The organism is Agromyces sp. H66, from assembly GCF_004959775.1.
GTDB lineage: Bacteria > Actinomycetota > Actinomycetes > Actinomycetales > Microbacteriaceae > Agromyces.
Genome location: NZ_SJZG01000002.1, coordinates 391,391 through 411,036, shown reverse-complemented (window position 1 = coordinate 411,036; position 19,646 = coordinate 391,391). Strand labels below are relative to the sequence as shown.

At 70.6% G+C, this 19,646-nt stretch carries 16 protein-coding genes; all 16 read left to right on the top strand.

Translation table 11 applies throughout. The features are described 5' to 3' along the window. The first annotated feature begins 13 nt into the window (after positions 1 to 13). The 16 genes from EZM51_RS05215 (at position 14) to dnaE (ending at position 19,635) form a co-directional block, all read left to right on the top strand. Positions 14 to 1,561, top strand: a complete 1,548-nt coding sequence (locus EZM51_RS05215) for a UDP-N-acetylmuramoyl-L-alanyl-D-glutamate--2,6-diaminopimelate ligase (RefSeq protein WP_136707178.1) — start codon at positions 14 to 16, stop codon at positions 1,559 to 1,561. Beyond that, positions 1,558 to 2,970 (top strand): UDP-N-acetylmuramoyl-tripeptide--D-alanyl-D-alanine ligase, encoded by a 1,413-nt coding sequence (gene murF, locus EZM51_RS05210; RefSeq protein WP_136707177.1) that lies wholly within the window; start codon positions 1,558 to 1,560, stop codon positions 2,968 to 2,970. The genes EZM51_RS05215 and murF overlap by 4 nt, the downstream gene beginning before the upstream one ends. A gap of 244 nt (positions 2,971 to 3,214) precedes the next feature. Further along, positions 3,215 to 4,312, top strand: coding sequence for a phospho-N-acetylmuramoyl-pentapeptide-transferase (mraY, locus tag EZM51_RS05205; protein ID WP_136707176.1), 1,098 nt, complete (start codon positions 3,215 to 3,217; stop codon positions 4,310 to 4,312). Beyond that, positions 4,309 to 5,853, top strand: a complete 1,545-nt coding sequence (murD, locus tag EZM51_RS05200; protein ID WP_136707175.1) for a UDP-N-acetylmuramoyl-L-alanine--D-glutamate ligase — start codon at positions 4,309 to 4,311, stop codon at positions 5,851 to 5,853. Before mraY ends, murD begins: the two co-directional genes overlap by 4 nt. Then, positions 5,813 to 7,066, top strand: coding sequence for a putative lipid II flippase FtsW (gene ftsW, locus EZM51_RS05195; RefSeq protein ID WP_136707174.1), 1,254 nt, complete (start codon positions 5,813 to 5,815; stop codon positions 7,064 to 7,066). The genes murD and ftsW overlap by 41 nt, the downstream gene beginning before the upstream one ends. After that, positions 7,063 to 8,163 (top strand): undecaprenyldiphospho-muramoylpentapeptide beta-N-acetylglucosaminyltransferase, encoded by a 1,101-nt coding sequence (murG, locus tag EZM51_RS05190; protein ID WP_136707173.1) that lies wholly within the window; start codon positions 7,063 to 7,065, stop codon positions 8,161 to 8,163. Before ftsW ends, murG begins: the two co-directional genes overlap by 4 nt. A gap of 82 nt (positions 8,164 to 8,245) precedes the next feature. After that, positions 8,246 to 9,649, top strand: coding sequence for a UDP-N-acetylmuramate--L-alanine ligase (gene murC, locus EZM51_RS05185; RefSeq protein ID WP_136707172.1), 1,404 nt, complete (start codon positions 8,246 to 8,248; stop codon positions 9,647 to 9,649). Positions 9,650 to 10,070: 421 nt separating this feature from the next. Next, entirely contained in the window at positions 10,071 to 10,769 is a 699-nt protein-coding gene (locus EZM51_RS21010) for an FtsQ-type POTRA domain-containing protein (RefSeq protein ID WP_248305471.1), read from the top strand. A gap of 161 nt (positions 10,770 to 10,930) precedes the next feature. Beyond that, entirely contained in the window at positions 10,931 to 12,127 is a 1,197-nt protein-coding gene (gene ftsZ / locus EZM51_RS05175) for a cell division protein FtsZ (protein WP_136707170.1), read from the top strand. A 31-nt stretch (positions 12,128 to 12,158) separates the two neighbouring features. Continuing rightward, entirely contained in the window at positions 12,159 to 12,830 is a 672-nt protein-coding gene (locus tag EZM51_RS05170; protein ID WP_248305470.1) for a YggS family pyridoxal phosphate-dependent enzyme, read from the top strand. Between the two features lie 34 nt (positions 12,831 to 12,864). Further along, a complete protein-coding gene (sepF, locus tag EZM51_RS05165) occupies positions 12,865 to 13,350 on the top strand; it encodes a cell division protein SepF (protein WP_136707169.1) in 486 nt (161 codons plus the stop codon). Between the two features lie 5 nt (positions 13,351 to 13,355). Continuing rightward, positions 13,356 to 13,673: a YggT family protein gene (locus EZM51_RS05160; protein WP_136707168.1), complete on the top strand. Its 318-nt coding sequence runs from the start codon at positions 13,356 to 13,358 to the stop codon at positions 13,671 to 13,673. Positions 13,674 to 13,789: 116 nt separating this feature from the next. Beyond that, complete coding sequence (locus EZM51_RS05155; RefSeq protein ID WP_136707167.1) at positions 13,790 to 14,467, top strand: DivIVA domain-containing protein; 678 nt, start codon at positions 13,790 to 13,792, stop codon at positions 14,465 to 14,467. After that, positions 14,457 to 15,125: a signal peptidase II gene (gene lspA, locus EZM51_RS05150; RefSeq protein ID WP_136707166.1), complete on the top strand. Its 669-nt coding sequence runs from the start codon at positions 14,457 to 14,459 to the stop codon at positions 15,123 to 15,125. Before EZM51_RS05155 ends, lspA begins: the two co-directional genes overlap by 11 nt. Positions 15,126 to 15,127: 2 nt before the next feature. After that, the gene (locus tag EZM51_RS05145) at positions 15,128 to 16,048 is read left to right on the top strand and encodes an RluA family pseudouridine synthase (RefSeq protein WP_136707165.1); all 921 of its coding nucleotides are present in this window, start codon (positions 15,128 to 15,130) and stop codon (positions 16,046 to 16,048) included. Positions 16,049 to 16,116: 68 nt separating this feature from the next. Beyond that, on the top strand, positions 16,117 to 19,635 hold the full coding sequence (gene dnaE, locus EZM51_RS05140) for a DNA polymerase III subunit alpha (protein WP_136707164.1): 3,519 nt from the start codon (positions 16,117 to 16,119) through the stop codon (positions 19,633 to 19,635). Positions 19,636 to 19,646 lie beyond the last annotated feature (11 nt).

The window sequence follows — 19,646 nt, the reverse complement described above, 5'->3', positions numbered from 1 at the left end:
GAAAGTTGGGTTCGTGACCGGATCGCCTTCCACGGCCCTCCGGCCGCAGCATCCGAATCCACGCTCCCTGCACGGCCTCGCCGAGACGTTCGGCTTCGAGGTGCGCGGCGACGTGGACGCCCTCGAGGTGACGGGCGTGGTGCTCTCGTCGAAGGCGGTGCGCCCCGGCGACCTGTACGTCGGCGTCCCCGGGCGGAACGCGCACGGCGCCCAGTACGCCACGGCGGCGCGCGACGCGGGAGCGGTGGCGATCCTCACCGACCCCGCCGGAGCCGAACTCGCCGCCGGCGCGGAGCTCCCCGTCCTCGTGACGCCCGATGCCCGAGCCGCGCTCGGCGAGGTGGCCGCGTGGATCCACCGCACGGCCGACAACCCGGCGACCCTGTTCGGCATCACCGGCACGAACGGCAAGACGAGCGTCGTGTACCTCCTCTACGGCATCCTCCGCCAGCTCGGCGTCGTGGCCGGCCTCACGTCGACCGCCGAGCGTCGCATCGGCGACGAGGCCGTCACGAGCTCGCTCACCACGCCCGAGGCGAGCGAGTTGCACGCCCTGCTCGCCCGCATGCGCGAGGTCGACGTACGCGCGGTCGGCATCGAGGTGTCGGCGCAGGCGCTCTCGCGGCATCGCGTCGACGGGCTCGTCTTCGACGTCGTCGGCTTCACGAACCTCACGCACGACCACCTCGACGACTACGCGTCGATGGACGAGTACTTCGAGGCCAAGCGCGACCTGTTCCAGCCCGAGCGCTCACGGCGCGGCGTCGTCACGGTCGACTCCGAATGGGGTCGCCGTCTCGTCGCCGAGTCGCGCATCCCCGTGACCACGCTCACCACGCGCCCCGACGTCGAGGCCGACTGGCGACTGGCCGTCGGCGAGGAGACGGCGACGCACACGACGTTCGTGCTCGCCGGCCCCGACGGACGCCGACTCGATTCGCGCGTGCCCCTGCTCGGCTGGTACATGGCCGCCAACGCCGCGCTCGCGATCGTGATGCTCGTCGAGGCCGGATACGACCTCGAGCGCATCGCGCAGGTGCTCGAGCGCGACGGCGGCATCGACGCGTACATCCCCGGTCGGGCCGAGCGCATCTCGGGCGAGAAGGGCCCGCTCGTCTACATCGACTACGGCCACAGCCCCGACGCGTTCCTGCAGACGCTCGGCGCCATCCGCCGGTTCACGACCGGCCGGCTCATCATGCTGTTCGGCGCCGACGGCGACCGCGACACCACCAAGCGCGCCGAGATGGGCGCGATCGCCGCCCGTGGCGCCGACGTCGTGGTGATCACCGACTTCCACCCGCGGTTCGAGGATCCCGCCGCGATCCGTGCGGCGCTCATCGCGGGCGCGCGGGCCGCCGTCCCCGATCGCGAGATCCACGAGGTCGCCGACCCGCGCGAGGCCTTCCGCACCGCGCTCGCGCTGGCAGGCGAGGGTGACGCCATCCTGTACGCCGGCCCCGGACACGAGGAGTACCACGAGGTGAAGGGCGTGAAGATCCCCTACTCGGCCAGAGACGACGCCAGGCAGGCCCTGCGCGAGGCGGGCTGGCCCGCATGATCGCCCTCACCCTCGCCGAGGTCGCCTCGGCGGTCGGCGGCGCGCTGCGCCTCGACGGCACGGATGCCACGCCCGAGACGGTCGTCGAGGGCGAGGTCACGACCGATTCCCGCGAGATCGGCCCCGGCGGCGTCTTCTTCGCCAAGCGCGGCGAGTTCGACGACGGGCACCGGTTCGCGCCCGCCGCGGCCGAGCGGGGAGCGGCGCTCCTCGTCGTGGAGCACCCGCTCGAGCTCGCGGTGCCGCAGGTCGTGGTGGCCGACACCGTCGACGCCCTCGGTGCGCTCGCGACCGAGGTGGTCGGGCGGGTTCGGGCGCACGGCGCGTTGCGCATCGTCGGCGTCACGGGCTCGAACGGCAAGACCACGACGAAGAACCTGCTGCGAGCCGTGCTCGAACGAGTCGGCCCGACGGTCGCGGCCCGCAAGTCGTTCAACAACGAGGTCGGCGCGCCCATCACGATGCTCGAGCTCACGCACGACACGCAGTTCCTCGTGGCCGAGATGGGCGCCTCGGCCGTCGGCGAGATCGCGAGGCTCGTGCGAATGGCCCGACCCGACGTGGGCATCGTGCTCAAGGTCGGCCTCGCCCACGCGGGCGAGTTCGGCGGCATCGAGCAGACCGTGCGCGCGAAGAGCGAGATGGTCACCGACCTCCTCGAGACGGATGTCGCGGTGCTGAACGCCGACGATCCGCGCGTCGCATCGATGGCCGACCGCACGAGGGCCCGCGTCGTGTGGTTCGGGCTCGGCGGACACGTCGACGTGCGTGCCACGCACCTCGCCGTGCACGCCCGCGGCACCGACTTCACGGTGACGATCCCGGGCGGCGAGTCCGCCCGCGTGCACTTCGGCGTGCTGGGCGAACACCACGTCATGAACGCGCTCGCGGCGATCGCGGCATCCCTCGAGCTCGGCGTGCCGCTGCCCGCGATCGTCGAGGCCCTCGAATCGATGACCCTCGCCGAGCGGTGGCGCATGCAGGTCATGGGCGGCCGCGACGGCATCACGGTCATCAACGACGCCTACAACGCGAGCCCCGACTCGATGTCGGCCGCGCTCAAGACGCTCGCGCAGGTGCAGTCGCCGGGCACGCGCACGATCGCGGTGCTCGGCGAGATGAGCGAGCTGGGCGAGTTCTCGGGGGAGGAGCACGACCGCATCGGCCTGCTCGCGGTGCGCCTCGGCATCTCGCAGCTCGTCGTCGTCGGGCAGGGCGCGCGTCGCCTGCACATCTCGGCCATCAACGAGGGTTCGTGGGACGGCGAGTCCACCTTCGTCGAGACCGCCGACGAGGCGTTCGACCTCGTCGCCGCGATCGCGCGCCCCGGTGACACGGTGCTCGTGAAATCGTCGAACTCGGCGGGTCTCCGCCACCTCGGCGACCGACTGGGAGAATGGTTCGCATGAGCGGCGGGGCTGCACTGATGATCCGCCACCTCGGCGACCGACTGGGAGAATGGTTCGCATGAGCGGCGGGGCTGCACTGATGATCCGCCACCTCGGCGACCGACTGGGAGAATGGTTCGCATGAGCGGCGGGGCTGCACTGATGATCCGCCACCTCGGCGACCGACTGGGAGAATGGTTCGCATGAGCGGCGGGGCAGCACTGATGATCGGCCTGCCCGGTCACCGACTGGGAGAATGGTTCGCGTGAGAGCACTGCTGACCGCCGGGGCGTTGTCGCTCGCCTTCACGCTGTTCCTGACCCCGCTCTTCATCCGCCTCTTCCGCCGGATCGGCTGGGGCCAGTTCATCCGCGACGACGGTCCGAAGAGCCACCACGTCAAGCGCGGCACGCCCACCATGGGCGGCATCGTGTTCATCCTCGGCAGCCTGTTCGGCTACTTCGTCGCCACCCTGGTCGTGAGCAATGAGCCGCCGACCGCGTCGGGCTTGCTCGTGCTCCTCATGATGGTGGGCCTCGGCGCCGTCGGCTTCATCGACGACTTCCTGAAGACGCGGAAGCGCCAGAGTCTCGGCCTCGGCGGCTGGGCGAAGGTCACGGGCCAGGTCATCGTGGCGGCCGCGTTCGCACTGCTCGCGCTGCAGTTCCCCAACGAGCAGAGCGTGACGCCGGCGAACACCAGCATCTCGTTCATCCGCGACCTGCCGCTCGACTTCATGGTGTTCGGCACCGTCGTCGGCATCGTCCTCTACGTCATCTGGATCTGCCTCATCACCGTGGCGACGTCCAACGGCGTGAACGTGACCGACGGGCTCGACGGGCTCGCCGGCGGCGCCTCGATCCTGGCCATCGGCTCGTTCGTCATCATCGGCTTTTGGCAGTTCAACCAGTCCTGCTTCAGCGAGAACCTGAACCCGAGCGACGCCTACCGCTGCTACGAGGTGCGCGATCCGCTCGACCTGGCGATCGTCGCCACCGCCATCGTGGGCGGCCTCATCGGCTTCCTCTGGTGGAACACGAACCCCGCGCACATCTACATGGGCGACACGGGTTCGCTCGCGCTCGGTGGCGCCCTCGCCGCCCTCGCGATCGTCAGCCACACGCAGCTGCTCCTCATCCTCGTCGGCGGCCTGTTCGTCATCGAGACCGGCTCGGTCATCGTGCAGCGCGCGTACTTCAAGCTCACCCGCGGCAAGCGCATCTTCCTGATGAGCCCGATCCATCACCACTTCGAATTGAAGGGCTGGGCCGAGGTCACCATCGTCGTGCGCTTCTGGATCATCGGGGGCCTGCTCGTGGCGGCCGGCGTCGGCAGCTTCTACTTCGAGTGGCTGCAGCGGTGAGCGAGGTGGATGCCGCCTCGACCCGCGACCGCCTCGACACGCTCACCAGCTGGAACGCCGACTGGCGGGGGCTCCGGGTCGCCGTCCTCGGGCTCGGCGTCACGGGTTTCGCGGTGGCCGACACCCTCACCGAGCTCGGCGCCGACGTGCTGGTGATCGCCCCGTCGGCCGACGACGACCGGGCGCGGATCCTCGAGGTCATCGGGGCGACGCTGCTGCGGCATCCGCTCGACGGCGTGCCCGACGAGCTCGTGTCGTTCGCACCCGAGGTCGTCGTGGCCTCGCCCGGGTTCCACCCCGACCATCCCGTGCTCGAATGGGCCGGCGACGCCGGCGTCGCCGTGTGGGGCGACATCGAGCTCGCCTGGCGCGTGCGCGACAAGGTGAACGCCGCCGAATGGATCCTCGTCACCGGCACCAACGGCAAGACCACGACGGTGCAGCTCGCCGCGACGTTCCTCGCCGCGAACGGACTGCGCGCGGCGCCGTGCGGCAACATCGGCGTGCCCGTGCTCGACGCGGTGCGCGATCCGGGCGGCTTCGACGTGCTCGTGGTCGAGCTGTCGAGCTACCAGCTGCACCACCTGCCGAAGACCGGGCCGGGCGCACTGCACCCCTGGGCGAGCGTCGTGCTGAACGTCGCCGACGACCACCTCGATTGGCACGGCTCGGCCGAGGCGTACCGGGCGGCCAAGGCGACCGTCTACGAGAACACGAAGGTCGCCTGCGTGTACAACCGCGCCGACGAGGCGACGATGCACATGGTCGAGGAGGCCGACGTCGAGGAGGGCGCCCGGGCGATCGGCTTCGGCCTCGACGTGCCGGGCCCGAGCGACTTCGGCGTCGTCGAGGGCATCCTGTGCGACCGAGCGTTCCTCGACGAGCGGCGCACGGCGGCGCTCGAGATCATCACGGTGGGCGAACTCGAGCCCCGAGGCCTCGCCGCGCCGCACGTCGTGGCGAACATCCTCGCGGCCGCGGCGCTGGCCCGGTCGTACGGGGTGCCGGTCGGCGTCATCCACGACGCGCTCGGCGACTTCCGCCTCGACGCGCACCGCATCGAACAGGTCGCCGACGCCGGCGGCATCCGCTGGATCGACGACTCGAAGGCCACCAACCCGCACGCGGCCGAGGCATCGCTGCGAGCCTTCCCGCACGTCGTGTGGATCGTCGGCGGCCTGCTGAAGGGCGTCGACGCCGACGCCCTCGTGGCCGCGCACGTCGGACGCCTGCGTGCCGCGATCGTGATCGGCGTCGACCGTGCGCCCCTGGTCGCGGCGTTCCGGCGACACGCGCCGGAACTGCCTCTCTTCGAGGTCGCCACGGCCGACACTGAGAAGGTGATGCCCGAGGCGGTCGCGCTGGCCGCAACCACGGCCGAACCGGGGGACACGGTGCTCCTCGCGCCGGCGGCGGCGTCGATGGACCAGTTCGCCGACTACGCCGACCGCGGCCGGCGATTCCACGATGCGGTCAGAGCGAGGCTGGGAGGTGAGGCGGATGGCGACTCCGCCCCGCACGGCCCGACCCCGCAAGGGTGAGGCGGCGGGCGTCTCCGCCGCCCGCATCCGGCTCGGGCGCGTCTTCCGCGTCGAGTCGAAGGACTACTTCCTGCTGCTCGGCACGACGCTCTTCCTCGTCGTGTTCGGCCTCGTCATGGTGCTCTCCTCGTCGTCGGTCGAATCCAACCTCGAAGAGGGCGGGTTCTTCGTGCAGGCGACGCGCCAGGGGCTGTACGCGCTGTTCGGCATCCCGATCATGCTCATCGCGAGCCGTATGCCCGAGACCTTCTGGATGCGTCTGGCGTGGCCGGCGCTCATCGTCTCGTGCGCCCTGCAGCTGCTCGTCGTCGCGACCGACCTCGGTGTGACGGTCGGCGGCAACACCAACTGGCTCGCGATCGGCGGGGTCCAGTTCCAGCCGTCGGAGCTCATCAAGGTCGCGCTCGTCATCTGGCTCGGGCTCATCGTCACGAAGAAGCAGGAGAAGCTGGGCGACTTCACGCACGGCATCCTGCCGATCCTCCTCGTCGGCGGCGCCGCGATCGGCCTCGTCCTCCTCGGCGGCGACCTCGGCACCGTCATGATCATGGGCGCAATGCTCATGGGGGCGCTGTTCCTCATCGGCGTGCGGTTCCGGCTGCTGCTGCCGCCCGTGCTCCTGGGGCTCACGGTGTTCGTGATCGTCGCGGCGTCGAGCGAGAGCCGGATGCGCCGCATCACCGCATTCCTCCAGGAGAACTGCACGACCATCGACGTCAACGACTGCTGGCAGATCCAGCACGGCCGGTTCGCGCTCGCGAACGGCGGCATCTTCGGCGTCGGACTCGGCAACTCCACGGCGAAATGGTCGTGGCTGCCCGCCGCCGACAACGACTTCATCTTCGCGATCATCGGCGAGGAACTCGGGCTCATCGGCGCGATCGTGGTCATCGGGCTGTTCGTGATGCTGGCGGTGGCGTTCGCGCGCGTCCTGCGCTCGGCGCGCACGCCGTTCGCGAAGACCGTCACCGCCGCCGTGCTGGTGTGGGTCGTCGGCCAGGCATGTGTCAATATCGGTGTCGTGCTCGGAGTCTTCCCCGTCCTCGGCGTGCCGCTGCCCCTCGTCTCGGCGGGCGGTACCGCGCTGCTCACCACGCTCCTCGCGATCGGCGTCGTGCTGTCGGTCGCGCGAGATCCCGAGGCTGCGACCCGCGCCGCCGCGCGTGCGGAGTCCCGTGCCGCGGCACGGGCGGCCGGGCGGACCGCTCGATGACGACGTACCTGCTCGCCGGCGGGGGCACCGCCGGCCACGTGAACCCGCTGCTCGCCGTCGCCGACCGGCTCCGCGAGCGCGACCCCTCGTGCGAGGTGCTCGTGCTCGGCACCGCCGAGGGCCTGGAGTCGCGCCTCGTGCCGGCCCGGGGCTACGAGCTCCTCACGATCGCGAAGGTGCCGTTCCCGCGACGCCCGAATCGCGCCGCACTGGCGTTCCCGGCGCGGTTCCGCCGGTCGATCGACGACGTCGCCCGGATCATCCGCGACCGCGGCGTCGATGTCGTCGTCGGCTTCGGCGGCTACGTCTCGACGCCCGCGTACCTGGCGGCGCGATCGGCGCGCGTGCCGGTCGCGATCCACGAGGCGAACGCGAAGCCCGGGCTCGCCAACCGGCTCGGCTCGCGGTGGGCGGCGAAGGTGGGCGTGGCCTTCAGCGGCACGAACCTGCCGCACGCCGAACTCGTGGGCATGCCGCTCCGGCGCGAGATCGAGACGCTCGACCGTGCCGCGCTGCGCGACGAGGCCGCGCGCTTCTTCGGACTCGACGCGAGCGGGCGCGTGCTGCTCGCCACGGGCGGATCGCTCGGGGCCCGGCGCATCAACCACGCGATGGTGGGGAGCGCGGCGGCGGTCACCGACGCCGGCTGGCAGGTGCTGCACGTGGCCGGCGGCACCGCCGACGTCGCCGACCCGGGCCTCGACGGCTACCGCATGGTCGTGTACGCCGACCGCATGGACCTCGCGCTCGCGATCGCCGACGTCGCCGTGTCGCGTGCCGGCGCCGCCACGGTGAGCGAGCTGGCCGCCCTCGGCATCCCCGCCGTGTACGTGCCGTACCCCGTCGGCAACGGCGAGCAGCGCTTCAACGCCGCCGACGTCGTGGGCGCGGGCGGCGGCATCCTGGTCGACGACGCCGACTTCGTCCCGGCATGGGTCGAGGGCGAGCTGCTGCCGCTCCTCGGCGACCCGGCCCGCCTCGAGCGCATGGCGGCGGCCGCGGCATCCGTCGGCCGACGCGACGGCACCGACCGCATGATCGCGCTCATCGACGCGGCACTCGGCGGGGGAACAGGCGACGCCGCGAGCACCGCGTAACGTTGAGTGAGCGGATGCCGCGACATCCGGCATCCAGACTCCGAACATCGCCGCCCCACCCCGAGGAAGAAGCCGCCGCACCGTGACCATCAAGCCCGACCCGAACGCCAGCATCCCCGCCGAGCTCGGCAACGTGCACTTCGTCGGCATCGGCGGCTCGGGCATGAGCGGCATCGCTCGCCTGTTCCTCGGCGACGGGCACCGGGTCACGGGTTCCGACGTGCGCGACTCCGACAACATCACCGCACTGCGTGCGCTCGGTGCCGAGATCGCGATCGGGCACGACGCCGCGAACCTGCGCGACGACGTCGACACGGTCGTGGTGACCGGCGCGCTCTGGCAGGACAACCCCGAGTACCGGCTCGCGCTCGAGCGGGGCCTCCCGGTGCTGCACCGGTCGCAGGCCCTCGCCGCCCTCATCGGCGGGCGGCGGCTCGTATCGGTCGCGGGCGCCCACGGCAAGACCACGTCGACGGGCATGATCATCACGGGCCTGCTCGCGCTCGGCGAGGACCCGAGCTTCGTGAACGGCGGGGTCATCGAGGAGCTCGGCACGAGCGCGGCGGCCGGGCAGGGCGAGCTCTTCGTCGTCGAGGCCGACGAGTCAGACGGCTCGTTCCTCTTCTACGACACGTCGGTCGCGCTCGTGACGAACGTCGATCCCGACCACCTCGATCACTACGGCTCGCTCGAGGCGTTCGAGCAGGCGTTCGTCGACTTCGCCGACCGGGCTCGCGAGTTCGTCGTCATCTCATCCGACGACGCCGGGGCGAAGCGGGTCGCCGCGCGACTGTCGCACCCGCGCGTGCTGACGTTCGGCGAGGCGGCGGATGCCACGGCGCGGGTGCATGCCATCGAGACCGACGGTCCCGTCTCGTTCGCGATCGACTACGAGGGCGCCGAGTACCGCGCGACGCTCCGCATCCCCGGCCGGCACAACGCGATCAACGCGGCCGGTGCGTTCGCGGTGCTCGTGGGACTCGGGTTCGACCCCGCGGCATCCCTCGCCGGCATCGCCCGGTTCGCCGGCACCGGTCGTCGCTTCGAGCTGCATGGCACGATCGGCGGCGTCAGCGTGTTCGACGACTACGCGCACCATCCGACCGAGGTGGCGGCGGCGCTGGCGGCCGCGCGCACCGTCGTCGGCGACGGCCGCATCATCGCCGTGCACCAGCCGCACCTGTACAGCCGCACCCGGCTGTTCGCGAAGGAATTCGCCGAGGTGCTCGAGCGCTACGCCGACGAGACCGTGGTGCTCGACGTGTACGGCGCGCGCGAGGACCCCGAGCCGGGGGTCACGGGTGCGCTCGTCAGCGAGCGGTTCAGCGACCCCTCGCACGTGGCGTTCATCTCCGACTGGCAGGAGGCCGCCGATCACACCGCGCGGATCGCACGCGAGGGCGACTTCGTGGTGACGCTCGGCTGCGGCGATGTCTACCGGATCGTGCCGCAGCTGCTCGGCTCGCTCGAGCGGGAGCGCGGATGAGGGTGCGTCGGGCGTGAAGCGGCCGCAGGGGTTCGATCGTCCGACGCCGCGGGCGTCCCGGACGGGCCCCGAGGTGCCGGATGCGAGCGAGCGGACGTCGCGCCCGGCGGCGCCGGCGGGGTCCGCGAAAGCGGCGGGATCCGCGAGGTCCGCCGGATCCGCGAAAGCGGCAGGATCCGCGAGGTCCGCGGGGTCCGCGAGGTCGGCGGGGTCGGCCGCTGCGCCGAAGCCGAAGGCGGCAACGGCCGGGAAGCCGGCCGCGTCCGGAACGGCGTCCGCGGACCGCGTCGCGACCGAGCCGATTCCGGTCGGCGCGGCATCACCGACGCCGCAGCACGACGACCGGCCGAGCGACGCGCGCGCCGCCAAGCGGGCGCTCGCGGCGGCGGCGCGGGAGCGGCGACGCTACGAGCGGCAGGAGGTGCGGCGCTTCACCAAGCGCTCCCGCCGCCGACGCCTCACGTGGGCCGTCGCCATCGGGTCGATCCTCGCCCTCGCGGCGGTGGTCGGCGCCGCCGCGTACTCCCCGCTGATGGCGCTCCGCGAGGTGCGCGTCGAGGGTGCGCAGCGCATCCCGGCAGCCGAGATCCAGGCGGCCTTCGACGGCGTGCTGGGCACTCCGCTGCCGCTCATCGAACCCGGTGAGGTGCACGCGGCGCTCGCGACGTTCCCGCTCATCGAGACCTATGCGACCGAGACGATCCCACCCGGCACGCTCGTCGTGCGCATCGTCGAGCGCACCCCCGTGGGCGTCATCGACACGGGTTCGGGCCTCGAGCTCGTCGACGCCGCGGGCGTCGTGATCGAGCGACCCGAAGACCGCCCCGAGGGGCAGCCGATCATCGAGGTCGAGGGCGGGGTCGCCGACGAGGGCTTCCGCGCGGTCGCGGCGGTCGTGCGCAGCCTCCCGCCCGAGGTGCGCCCGCAGGTCACCAGGGCGACCGCCGACACCGCCGACGACGTGCGGCTCGAACTCGCCGGCGGGGCGAGCGTGGTCTGGGGGAGTGCGGAGGAGTCCGCATTGAAGGCCGACGTGCTGGCGGCGCTGATGGTCGCCGCGCCGCCCGACACGGTCGGGACCTACGACGTGTCCTCGCCCGAGAGTGCGGTCACGAGGTGATCGGTCGGCGGCCGGGACACCCGGCGGATCGCGACACGCGGGCGGACCTCGACCCCGTCGAGCCGGGCGACACCTACCTTCGAAACAGGAATTGCATACTCAGCAAAACTTTAACCTTCGACTAGAGGTTCAAGGTTCAGAGTTCGCACGGAAGGCCGGTCATGTCGACAAACCAGAACTACCTCGCCGTCATCAAGGTCGTCGGCATCGGCGGCGGCGGTGTCAACGCCGTCAACCGCATGATCGAACTCGGCCTTCGCGGAGTCGAGTTCATCGCCATCAACACCGACGCGCAGGCGCTGCTCATGAGCGACGCCGACGTCAAGCTCGATGTCGGGCGCGATCTCACGCGCGGCCTCGGCGCCGGGGCCGACCCCGAGGTCGGCCGACGCGCCGCCGAGGACCACGCCGAGGAGATCGAGGAGGCGCTGGCCGGCGCCGACATGGTCTTCGTGACGGCCGGCGAGGGCGGCGGCACCGGCACGGGCGGCGCTCCGGTCGTCGCGCGCATCGCGAAGTCGATCGGCGCGCTTACCATCGGCGTCGTGACGAAGCCGTTCGGCTTCGAGGGCAAGCGTCGCCAGACCCAGGCCGAGCAGGGCGTGGCGCGGCTGAAGGAAGAGGTCGACACCCTCATCGTCGTGCCGAACGACCGGCTGCTCGAGATCAGCGATCGCGGCATCTCGATGCTCGAGGCGTTCGCGACCGCCGACCAGGTGCTCCTCGCCGGTGTGCAGGGCATCACCGACCTCATCACGACGCCCGGTCTCATCAACCTCGACTTCGCCGACGTCAAGTCGGTCATGCAGGGGGCGGGCTCCGCCCTCATGGGCATCGGTTCCTCCCGTGGTGCCGACCGTGCCATCAAGGCGGCCGAACTCGCCGTGGCGAGTCCGCTGCTCGAGGCCTCCATCGACGGCGCCCACGGCGTGCTGCTGTCGATCCAGGGCGGCTCGAACCTGGGCATCTTCGAGATCAACGATGCCGCTCGCCTCGTGCAGGAGGCCGTGCACCCCGAGGCGAACATCATCTTCGGGGCCGTCATCGACGACACCCTCGGCGACGAGGTGCGCGTCACCGTCATCGCCGCGGGCTTCGACGGCGGTGAGCCGAACGCCAAGCCGCAGCCGACCGAGGCGAGGCGCACGAGCTTCGTGCCGGCCGCGGTCGGCGCGGGCGTCGGCGGCCCGGCGCTCGGCGGCGAGACCGCCGACGTCATCGGGGAGATCGACATCGACGAGCTCGTCGAGACCGCGAACTGGGGCGAGGCGCCCACGGCCGCCGCCGATCAGATCGTGTCCGACCCGGCCTTCGACGACGACGGCGACGATCTCGACATCCCTGATTTCCTCAAATGAACCGGCGCGCGACGGCCGAGCGGGAGCACCCGTGAGCGCTCTTGCCGACCGGCTCTCGGCGGTGCAGGGCAGCGTCGCGGATGCCGCGCGCGACGCCGGCCGCAGCCCATCCGAGATCACCACCATCGTCGTGACCAAGTTCCAGCCGGTGTCGCTCATCGAGGAGCTCGCGGCGCTCGGCGTGCGCGACGTCGGCGAGAACCGGCATCAGGAGGCGAAGGCCAAGGCGGAGGCCCTCGCCGGCCTCGGGCTGCGCTGGCACTTCGTCGGGCAACTGCAGTCCAAGAAGGCCCGCCAGGTGCGCGCGTACGCGTCGGTCATCCACTCGGTCGACCGGGCGTCGCTGGTCGACGCGCTCCGTTCCGACGAGGCATCCGTCGACTGCTTCGTGCAGGTCGACCTCACCGACGACCCCGGGCGCGGCGGCGTCGCCCCCGAGGGCCTCGACGCGCTGGTCGAGCACGTGCTCGAGACGCCGGGACTGCATCTGCGCGGCCTCATGGCGGTCGCGCCGCTCGGGGAACCCGCCCGGCCCGCGTTCGCCCGGGTACGGCTCCTCTCCGAGCGCATCCGCGAGCTCGCACCCGACGCGACCGATCTGTCCATGGGGATGTCCCACGATTTTCGCGAGGCGATTCTGGAGGGCGCGACACACCTGCGCATCGGGACGGCAATCACCGGGAATCGGCCGGACGCCGGTTAGCCTCGAACGAGACGGAACCCAGACGGAGGCAGCGATGTCGAACCCGCTCAAGAAGACCATGGTCTATCTCGGACTCGCCGACGAGGAGTTCGAGACCGAGCCCCAGCAGGCGCACGCGCCCGCGGCACCCGTCGTGCACGCTGCCGCGCCCGCGCCGGCGCCGGCACCCAAGACCGGAGCAGCCGTCACGCCGCTGCGACGGCACCCTGTCCAACCGACCCCACCGCAGGCGGAGATGAACGAGATCCTCACCGTGCACCCGCGTCAGTACCGTGACGCCCAGGTGATCGCCGAGTCCTTCCGCGAGGGCGTGCCCGTGATCATCAACCTCTCGCAGATGTCCGACGGCGACGCTCGCCGGCTCATCGACTTCGCGAGCGGCCTCTCCCAGGGCCTCTACGGCAAGATCGAGCGCGTGACGAGCAAGGTGTTCCTGCTCTCGCCCGCGCACGTGGTCGTCTCCGGCGAGGCCGGCGAAGCCGAGGGCGACGTCGACGCGTCGTTCTTCACGCACGCGTAGCCGCCGTGGGCGCACTCGCCGTCGTCTGGAACATCCTCTACTCGCTGCTCCTCATCTACTTCTTCGTGATGTGGGCGCGATTCGTGCTCGACCTCGTGCGCACGTTCAACCGGTCGTGGCGCCCGCGCGGGCCCTGGCTCGTGGTCGTCGAGGCCGTCTACACCGTCACGGATCCGCCCGTGCGCTTCTTCCGGCGGCTGGTGCCGCCGATACGCATCGGGCAAGTCGCACTCGACCTCGGGTGGAGCCTCGCCATGCTCATGGTCATCATCGCGATGACCGTCGTGTCGTGGTTGGCGGCACTCGCGCAGTCGAGCGGCTGACGATCTCCTGCGAGGGCGGCATGCCGACGGCTCCGGCACTGCGCCCTCCGAGAGGTCTTTGCTACCGTTAGCTGAACGTGATCCAGCAGTTCGACAGATTCAAAGGATGGGAAGCCATGGCGCTAACTCCGGAAGATGTGGTCAACAAGCGCTTCCAGGCGACGAAATTCCGGGAGGGCTACGACCAGGACGAGGTCGATGACTTCCTCGACGAGGTGGTCGTCGAGCTGCGCCGGCTGAACCAGGAGAACGAAGAGCTTCGCCAACGGCTGGCCGCGGCCGAGGCCCGTGCTGCGGAGGCCGGCAAGGGCGCCCCCGCCGCGCCGGCCCCAGCCGCGGTCTACGCCGAGCCGGCCGCGCCGCCGCCCACGGTGGCCGTGCCCACGCAGGCGCCCGCCCAGCCGCAGTCCGAGCTCGACGAGCAGACCTCGACCACGAACCTGCTGCAGCTCGCCCGCCGTCTCCACGAGGAGCACGTGCGCGAGGGCATCGAGAAGCGCGACGCGCTCATCGCCGAGGGTCACGCGACGGCCGCGCGCGTGGTCGCCGAGGCCGAGGCGAAGCAGCGTGCGCAGATGGGCATCCTCGACCAGGAGCGCATCGCCCTCGAGAAGCGGGTCGACGAGCTCCGCGTCTTCGAGCGCGAGTACCGGCAGAAGCTGAAGAGCTACATCGAGGGCCAGCTGCGCGAGCTCGACACCGCAGCACCCGTGCAGGTCTCGGGCAGCCAGGGCTTCTCGGCGCCGGTGAACGAGCAGACACCGGCTCCGACCTTCCAGGGCTTTGGCGGCTGAGCGGGCCGCGAAGGTCGGCACCGCAACCGCACTCGTCATCGTGCTGGCCGCCGCCCTCGTGGTGTACGGCCTCGATCAGCTGAGCAAGTACCTCGTCGTCACGAACCTCACCGAGGGTGAGGTCGTGCCGGTGCTCGGCACGCTGCTGCAGTGGCAGTTCGTGCGCAATCCCGGCGCGGCCTTCTCGCTCGCGAGCGGCATGACGTGGATCTTCACCATTCTCGCGGCGGGCGTCATCACGTTCATCGCGTGGTTCGCCCGGCGCATCCGCTCGGTCGCCTGGGCACTCGTCTTCGGCCTCCTGCTCGGCGGCGTGCTGGGCAACCTCACCGACCGCCTCCTTCGCGAGCCGAGCTTCGGCCTCGGCCACGTCATCGACTTCATCTCGACGCCGTGGCTGCTGCCGGCCATCTACAACGTGGCCGATATCGCCATCGTGTCGAGCATGGTGCTGTTCATGCTGCTCACGATCCGCGGGATCGGGCTCGACGGCACCCGCGAGTCCAAGCGGGCGGATGCCACGGCCGACGCCGCACCGGCGGAGGCCGCACCGGCGGCCGACGCACCGGGGCCGACCACGACCGACGAGCCCGACGCCGACGCCTCGGGCGACGGGCGGACGCCGCTCTCCGGCACGCCCCGGGCCGCCGAGTCCTGAGCATGGAGCACCGCTCGTTCCCCGTGCCCGACGGGCTCGACGGCGTGCGCGTCGACCAGGGCCTCGCGAAGCTCCTCGGCTTCTCCCGCACGCAGGCGGCCGACATCGCGTCGGCCGGCGGCGCCGAGCTCGACGGGGCACGCGTCGACAAGTCCGACCGCCTCCGGGGCGGCGCGTGGCTCGAGGTGAGCTGGGAGCCGCCGCGAGCCCTCGAGGTCGAGGCGATCCCGGTGCCCGACCTCGGCATCGTGCACGACGACGACGACTTCGTCGTGGTCGACAAGCCCCCGGGCGTCGCGGCGCATCCCTCGCTCGGCTGGGAGGGCCCGACCGTCGTCGGCGCGCTCGCTGCCGCCGGGTACCGCATCTCCACCTCGGGCGCGCCCGAGCGGCAGGGCGTGGTGCACCGGCTCGACCAGGGCACGAGCGGCCTCATGGTGGTCGCGAAGTCGGAACGCGCCTACACCGACCTGAAGCGGCAGTTCCACGACCGCGAGGTCGAGAAGATCTACCACACCGTGGTGCAGGGCCATCCCGATCCGCTGTCCGGCACGATCGATGCGCCGGTCGGCCGTCATCCGCGTTCGGAGTGGAAGTTCGCCGTGGTGGCGGGCGGCAAGCACGCCGTGACCCACTACGAGACGATCGAGGCGTTCCCGTACGCATCCCTCCTCGAGGTGCACCTCGAGACCGGCCGTACGCACCAGATCCGCGTGCACATGGCGGCGCAGCGGCATCCCTGCGCCGGTGATGCCATGTACGGCGCAGATCCGACCCTGTCGGCGCGGCTCGGCCTCGAACGGCAGTGGCTGCACGCCCACCGGTTGTCGTTCGCGCACCCCGGATCCGGCGAATGGACGACGTTCGTATCGGACTATCCGGCCGATCTCGCCCATGCGCTCGAGGTGCTGCGGCAGGATTGAACGTGGGCGGTCGACCCTAGACTGGGAGACCCCCCACCCCGCTCGCAGCAACACCGAAGAGGAGCCCAGTGGCCGCCGATTCCTTCGTCCATCTGCACGTGCACAGCGAGTACTCGATGCTCGACGGCGCGGCCAGGGTCGGGGAGCTCATCCAGAAGGCGAAGGACGAGGGCATGCCCGCCGTGGCCGTCACCGACCACGGCAACGTGTTCGGCGCGTACGACTTCTGGAAGCAGGCCACCGACGCCGGGATCAAGCCGATCATCGGCACCGAGGCCTATGTCACGCCGGGCACGCACCGCAGCGACAAGACCCGGGTTCGGTGGGGCAACGGCGGCGGCGACGACGTCTCGGGCTCCGGTGCCTACACGCACATGACGCTGCTCGCCGAGACCACGGAGGGCATGCACAACCTGTTCCGGCTCTCGAGCCGCGCGTCGATCGAGGGCTACTACTTCAAGCCGCGCATGGACCGCGAGCTGCTGCAGACGTATGCGACGGGCCTGATCGCCACGACGGGCTGCCCGTCGGGGGAGGTGCAGACCAGGCTCCGGCTCGGCCAGTACGACGAGGCGCTGAAGGCGGCATCCGACTACCGTGACATCTTCGGCCGTGAGAACTACTTCGCCGAGGTGATGGACCACGGCCTCGGCATCGAGCGCCGCATCATGGACGATCTGCTGCGGCTCGCCAGGCAACTCGACCTGCCGCTCGTCGCGACGAACGACCTGCACTACACGCACGCGCACGACGCGAAGAGCCACGCGGCGCTCCTGTGCGTGCAATCCGGATCCACGCTCGACGACCCGAACCGCTTCAAGTTCGACGCCGACGACTTCTACCTGAAGACCGCCGCCGAGATGCGGCACGTCTTCCGCGACCACCCCGAGGCGTGCGACAACACCCTCCTCATCGCCGAGCGCGTGAACGTGCAGTTCAACACGAGCGCGAACTACATGCCGCGGTTCCCCGTGCCCGAGGGCGAGAGCGAGGAGAGCTGGTTCGTGAAGGAGGTCGAGCGGGGCCTGCACGTGCGGTACCCGAACGGCATCCCCGACGACGTGCGTCGTCAGGCGGACTACGAGGTCGGCGTCATCACCCAGATGGGCTTCCCCGGCTACTTCCTCGTCGTCGCCGACTTCATCAACTGGTCGAAGAACAACGGCATCCGCGTCGGCCCGGGCCGTGGCTCCGGTGCGGGCTCGATGGCCGCGTACGCCATGCGCATCACCGACCTCGACCCGCTGCAGCACGGCCTCATCTTCGAGCGGTTCCTGAACCCCGATCGCGTCTCGATGCCCGACTTCGACGTGGACTTCGACGAGCGCCGGCGCGGCGAGGTGATCCGCTACGTCACCGAGAAGTACGGCGACGAGCGAGTCGCCCAGATCGTGACGTACGGCACCATCAAGGCCAAGCAGGCCCTGAAGGACTCGTCGCGAGTGCTCGGCTTCCCGTTCGGCATGGGGGAGAAGCTCACGAAGGCGATGCCGCCCGCCATCATGGGCAAGGACATCCCGCTGTCGGGCATCGTCGATCCGAAGCATCCGCGGTACAAGGAGGCCGGCGACATCCGGGCCCTCATCGAGACCGACCCCGAGGCCAAGACGGTCTTCGAGACGGCCCTCGGGCTCGAGAACCTGAAGCGCCAGTGGGGCGTGCACGCCGCGGGCGTCATCATGTCGAGCGACCCGCTCATCGACATCATCCCGATCATGAAGCGGGAGCAGGACGGCCAGATCGTCACGCAGTTCGACTACCCCGCGTGCGAGTCGCTCGGGCTCATCAAGATGGACTTCCTGGGGCTGCGGAACCTCACGATCATCGACGACGCGCTCGACAACATCGAGGCGAACCGCGGCTTCCGGCCGGTGCTCGAAGACCTCGCGCTCGACGACCCCGAGGCGTACGCACTCCTCTCGCGCGGCGACACCCTCGGCGTGTTCCAGCTCGACGGCGGGCCGATGCGCTCGCTCCTCCGCCAGATGAAGCCCGACAACTTCGAGGACATCTCGGCCGTCATCGCGCTCTATCGCCCCGGCCCGATGGGCGCGAACTCGCACATCAACTACGCGCTGCGCAAGAACGGCCTGCAGCCGATCACGCCCATCCATCCCGAGCTCGAGGAGCCGCTGAAGGACATCCTCGACACGAGCTACGGCCTCATCATCTACCAGGAGCAGGTGATGGCGATCGCCCAGCGCGTCGCCGGGTTCTCACTCGGCCAGGCCGACATCCTGCGCCGCGCGATGGGCAAGAAGAAGAAGTCCGAGCTCGACAAGCAGTACGAGGGCTTCTCGGCCGGCATGAAGGCCAACGGGTTCTCGGATGCCGCGATCAAGACCCTCTGGGACATCCTGCTGCCCTTCTCCGACTACGCGTTCAACAAAGCCCACTCGGCCGCCTACGGCGTGCTCAGCTACTGGACCGCGTACCTCAAGGCGCACTTCCCGGCCGAGTACATGGCCGCGCTCCTCACGAGCGTCGGCGACGCGCGCGACAAGCTCGCGCTCTACCTCAACGAGTGCCGGCGCATGGGCATCAAGGTGCTGCCGCCCGACGTGAACGAATCGATCGGCTTCTTCGCCGCGGTCGGCGACGACATCCGGTTCGGACTCGGCGCGGTGCGCAACGTCGGCTTCAACGTCGTGGACGCGATCCGCGCCGCCCGCGAGGAGAAGGGGCGCTTCGAGTCGTTCCACGACTTCCTGAAGAAGGTGCCCGTGCAGGTCGCGAACAAGCGCACGGTCGAATCCCTCGTCAAGGCCGGGGCCTTCGACTCGCTGGGGCACACCCGACGTGCGCTCGTCGAGATCCACGAGGGCGCGGTCGAGTCGGTCGTGAAGGAGAAGCGCGCCGAGGAGGTCGGCGACATCGGATTCGACTTCGACAGCCTGTTCGAAGATCACGAGCGAGAGGCCGCGCCGTCGCTCGTGCCCGACCGGCCCGAGTGGGCCAAGCGCGACAAGCTCGCGTTCGAACGCGAGATGCTCGGCCTGTACGTGTCCGACCACCCCCTCGCCGGCCTCGAGGCCCCGCTCGCGAAGCACGCCTCGACGACCATCACCGAACTCGTCAGCTCCGATTCCACCCAGGACGGCGACACCGTCACGATCGCCGGGCTCGTCACGAGCGTGCAGCACCGCGTCGCACGTCAGAGCGGCAACCAGTACGGCATGATCCAGGTGGAGGACTTCTCCGGCGAGATCACCGTCATGTTCATGGGCAAGGCGTACCAGGAGTTCGCCCCCGGCCTGAAGGGCGACTCGATCGTGGTGGTGCGCGGGCGGGTCAGCATGCGCGACGACGGCATGAACCTGCACGCGTACAGCGTGTTCACCCCCGAGCTCGGCCAGGGCGACGAATCCGGACCCGTGGTCATCTCGCTGCCTGACGTGCGCGCCACGACCGACACGATCGCGGCGCTCGGCGACGTGCTCATCCGGCACCGGGGCGACACCGAGGTGCGACTGAAACTCGTGAAGGGCCGCACGGCTCGCGTGTTCGAGCTCCCGTACCCGGTGCAGGTCACGGCCGACCTCTACGGCGAGCTCAAGAGCCTGCTCGGGCCGAACTGCCTCGTGTGACGCGCGCCGAG